This is a genomic window from Dellaglioa sp. CoH-55-MRSF-7 (assembly GCF_056782235.1).
On the sequence record NZ_JBXAYI010000028.1, the window covers coordinates 1 to 753 of the forward strand.

Here is a 753-nt window from a genome sequence, read left to right on the forward strand (position 1 = left end):
TCCCAGCCCTCGCTGAACAAGAGTGCCATTTTTGAATCCTCTAATTACGTGCCAGACGGTGCCGACGGGTCTGAAGCCAAGGGCAAAAGCTGCTGTACGTATATGATCTGTGGTCGAACGATCATCGTGTTGCCGATCCATTCTTGTATATAGATGGTTCGTTGATCGTAATGCACTTCTCTGTCGTTTCGAATGGTGTCTAGTATGCCACCGTCTATCATGGGATCGAACTCTATTGTATAGTCCCACGGTATGGTATCTTTCTGTAGGTCCCAATCCGATTGATCCCAATCTTGTATACTTGCAGTTTTTGTAGAGTCATTCAAAGTCAGAATCATAACATCCTCACGATGGGGTAAACCAAGTTATTGTTGTCATCGGTTTTGCTGGCGTCAGCGTGGTTTGCGCTATAATCTCTAGCGTCACATATCCATCCTGTGTGTCATATGGAAGCCCTGCAATCACCTCAAGCTTAACTCCATAGTCATTCGCCGGAATCAAACCGCCTGAAATTATTTCCATCTGAACATACGTGTCTTGTATGTTTTTCGGCGCAACCGTGAGCAAGGTTTCTGCTACTGCATTGGCTTTGACTAAAGTAGCCTGTGTAAGTAGCAGAGTTTCCGCTATAGCATTTGCATTAGCAGCTGAATTCTGCTGAGTCAGAATAGACTCAGCCACGGCATTTGCGTTTACTTGCGTCATGACTGAGCCTCCCGTTAATTAATATGGTTTATTACTGGTTTGGACGCG

At 45.3% G+C, this 753-nt stretch carries 1 protein-coding gene; it reads right to left on the reverse strand.

Features of this window, described 5'->3' with window-relative positions; all coding sequences use genetic code 11:
* Window positions 1-345 precede the first annotated feature (345 nt).
* Window positions 346-705, reverse strand: coding sequence for a hypothetical protein (locus tag AC1RPU_RS07660; protein WP_481769592.1), 360 nt, complete (start codon window positions 703-705; stop codon window positions 346-348).
* Window positions 706-753: the final 48 nt, after the last annotated feature.

Coding starts and splice junctions, on each gene's coding strand:
- AC1RPU_RS07660 (WP_481769592.1), bottom strand. CDS start 705: ATGACGCAAGTAAACGCAAATGCCGTGGCTGAGTCTATTCTGACTCAG.